Annotated in this window: 1 rRNA gene; it reads left to right on the top strand. The window is 50.7% G+C overall.

Features of this window, described 5'->3' with window-relative positions:
• Positions 1–48: 48 nt before the first annotated feature.
• A 16S ribosomal RNA gene (locus tag AB2B47_RS08605) occupies positions 49–605 on the top strand; the annotation flags it as partial.

Raw genomic sequence — 605 nt, 5'->3', positions numbered from 1 at the left:
AAAAAACAATAAATCTGTCAGTGACAGAAATGAGTGAGAACTCAAACTTTTAATGAGAGTTTGATCCTGGCTCAGGACGAACGCTGGCGGCGTGCCTAATACATGCAAGTAGAACGCTGAAGGAAGGAGCTTGCTCTTTCCGGATGAGTTGCGAACGGGTGAGTAACGCGTAGGTAACCTGCCTGGTAGCGGGGGATAACTATTGGAAACGATAGCTAATACCGCATAACAGTAGATATCGCATGATAGCTGCTTGAAAGGTGCAAATGCACCACTACCAGATGGACCTGCGTTGTATTAGCTAGTTGGTGAGGTAACGGCTCACCAAGGCAACGATACATAGCCGACCTGAGAGGGTGATCGGCCACACTGGGACTGAGACACGGCCCAGACTCCTACGGGAGGCAGCAGTAGGGAATCTTCGGCAATGGACGGAAGTCTGACCGAGCAACGCCGCGTGAGTGAAGAAGGTTTTCGGATCGTAAAGCTCTGTTGTAAGAGAAGAACGAGTGTGAGAGTGGAAAGTTCACACTGTGACGGTATCTTACCAGAAAGGGACGGCTAACTACGTGCCAGCAGCCGCGGTAATACGTAGGTCCCGAGCG

This window comes from Streptococcus wuxiensis, from assembly GCF_040888245.1.
In the GTDB taxonomy this organism is placed as follows: domain Bacteria; phylum Bacillota; class Bacilli; order Lactobacillales; family Streptococcaceae; genus Streptococcus; species Streptococcus wuxiensis.
The sequence above is the reverse complement of the archived record's forward strand: the minus strand, read 5'-3'. Positions and strand labels throughout refer to the sequence as shown.